Source organism: bacterium, assembly GCA_024228115.1.
In the GTDB taxonomy this organism is placed as follows: Bacteria; Myxococcota_A; UBA9160; order UBA9160; family UBA6930.
This window is the reverse complement of the sequence record JAAETT010000141.1, coordinates 1-2304: the sequence shown is the minus strand read 5'-3', so window position 1 is coordinate 2304 and position 2304 is coordinate 1. Positions and strand designations below refer to the sequence as shown.

Below are 2304 nucleotides of genomic sequence, written 5' to 3'. Positions count from 1 at the left end.
TTCTTCCCGCTCTTGCGGATCAGCTCCACGACCTCGGCCTTGTATTCATCTGTGAACGATCGACGCTTCCGTTTTCCCATGACACACTCCTACCGCACTTTCGTGCGATCCGGGGTGTCCACGAGACCGGGGCAAGCTCATTCGCCAGGACAAGGCCCTTGAAGACCTCGCGCGGATGCACAACGCTTGCGGAAACCGAGCCCACGGAAACTTCCTCGAGGCCAAGAGCCTTGTGCCGTCCATCGAGCGCCAAGACGAGAAAACGTTCTCTATCCCATGTGGCAGCCTCGTCTTTGAGGAGCTGCCAGACGTGGGAGGGCTCCTTGATCGGTTGTCCGAAATAGGGGACTGCGTCGCTGTCGGAAACGAGAAGCACCCGCACCCTTGGTGCTAGGCGATATTGCTGTTCCACTTCCTCTCCTCTATTTGAAAGAACAGAGAGCCACCGAGACCAATGCCTCGCCGGCTCTCATTGGTTTCTTTCATCCTACGCAGGGGAGGGGAGTTGGGAAGTTCCGTAAGTTGTTAGGTTGTGGTCTAGTGAGGTATGAAAACTTGGAGTGAGGAGGATGTGTGGAGAAATGACTGCCCGCTTTGAGATCCAAACCGAGGCCTATTTCCACATCTTGACGGATGCCAACTGCGACGGAACACTCGATCCCATGGAAGAACCCACCGAAATCCTTGAAGCTGCTTGAATCTGTTCGCAACTTCGTCGATGGGCTCGAACCGGTCGTTCGATTCACTCCAAAGGGACGACTCAGGAATGAGTAGAAGCGAGTACCTTCAGACCGCCCTTTCGGTGACTGCCATTCTAGTTGCTTGCGGAATCGGATACTGCACTGACCAGGCAGCAGAGGAAGCGCAGAAGACAGCGAACGCGGCGCTTACCGCGACCGAACGCCAGATGAAGACACACCTGCACCCCGACCTTCGGTGCGTCTTGAAGAAGGTGGATGGGCAGGGCGACGCCATGGAGTTCGTGGCGAAAAACGTAGGTGACCTAGCCGCAACAAACATCTCGGTTGACCATTCGTTGCACTTCGAGATCGAAGGAATGCTTCCACCTCCGGGAACTGGCCTTCGCCCTATTCGGCGGCCTCGGCCCGGGGAGAAACCCGACGTTTTCGGACTGACTACCATTTCCATATTCGACGCGCGACACAATCCAGCAGGGGAACGCTGGCTATTCTCCAGCCTTCTTGAGCCTAACGAATTCGTGTCAAAGGTGACCAATCAGTTCTCTGGATCCGGGATTCGAGTCCTATGGTTTGAGGTTTCGTTCTTTCGACAGAGTGACGGAAACGCATACACGAGGAGATGTGTCTACTACCGCGATACCAACAAGAAGTGGTACGAGGAAGCGAAATTCCGATGGCATCCGAAGTTCGAGCGCCTCAATGGTGCGCTTGAGAAATCCATCGCGGAACGAGGGCACACGATACCTGATGCAATTCATCCATCGGAGGTAGACTGAATGCCTACGCTCCTCTTTCATCGGTTAGAGTACTTCCGGACGGCAGCCTCGGAGATCCCCAGCTCACGAGCTACGGCGCGATACGGTTGGGCTAAGACGCAACCTGTCATCGACGCGGAGTAGGGGATAACAGAAAACGGCTTAACAAAGACGCGAAAGCATGTCGCACATTATCTTTTTCGCGACATGGCAACGAAAAAGCGGCTCTGTTGAGCCGTTTTCGTGGTTTCGGGATGTGTCCTTAAACTTCGATTGTTCGTTCGGGAAGGTCGGAATCGGCGAGCGCCTGAGCAGCCTGGGCTCGCTGAAATTCATCGAGGATCTCACGCGGCGAGATACCGGCGGCGTAGGCCGTTTCGCAGACACGCTTGAGCATTTCCTCTGGTGTTGGGTCGATGGTCATAGGACTAGTCGAGGTTTGGGTCTTCCATGTGCGCCGAACCGTCGGCGTTCTTTCCTGCCTTGGGTTCTTGGTCGGAGATGAAGAGCTTTCCGTCAGTGGGAAAGAGATCGAGCTTCACGTTCAGTCCCCCATTCTTCGCAGGGAAAGCAACGCCGATCTTCGTCCAGCTCGTCTTGGTTTCTCCTGCACTCGTTTGGAACTCACGAGCGTGGAGTACGTCTTTGTGGTCCATGGTCTTGTTGGTGGATGAATAATGCGACCCGTCTTGGTGAACGCCCCACTTCCCTTCGTCCTCGGTGAACACCCAAAAGCGGCCATACGTGATCACCTGAAAACCGGCCATAGAACGGGGAGTCGTCCAGGACGTTGAGGCGGGCGAGGCGGATAGCCTCGCCGGCCATGGCAAATGTCTTGGACGCAGAGA

Annotated in this window: 4 protein-coding genes; 1 reads left to right on the top strand and 3 read right to left on the bottom strand. The window is 55.4% G+C overall.

From position 1 onward, the window contains the following. Positions 1–19: 19 nt before the first annotated feature. Positions 20–382, bottom strand: a complete 363-nt coding sequence (locus GY937_07020) for a hypothetical protein (protein ID MCP5056465.1) — start codon at positions 380–382, stop codon at positions 20–22. A gap of 384 nt (positions 383–766) precedes the next feature. Between GY937_07020 and GY937_07015 the strand changes: the two genes are divergently transcribed. Continuing rightward, on the top strand, positions 767–1477 hold the full coding sequence (locus tag GY937_07015; GenBank protein MCP5056464.1) for a hypothetical protein: 711 nt from the start codon (positions 767–769) through the stop codon (positions 1475–1477). Positions 1478–1718: 241 nt separating this feature from the next. On the opposite strand, the gene GY937_07010 is transcribed toward GY937_07015, so the two are convergent. Together GY937_07010 and GY937_07005 are read right to left on the bottom strand one after the other, a co-directional pair. Then, positions 1719–1880, bottom strand: coding sequence for a hypothetical protein (locus GY937_07010; protein ID MCP5056463.1), 162 nt, complete (start codon positions 1878–1880; stop codon positions 1719–1721). Between the two features lie 4 nt (positions 1881–1884). Then, positions 1885–2223, bottom strand: a complete 339-nt coding sequence (locus GY937_07005; protein MCP5056462.1) for a hypothetical protein — start codon at positions 2221–2223, stop codon at positions 1885–1887. Positions 2224–2304 lie beyond the last annotated feature (81 nt).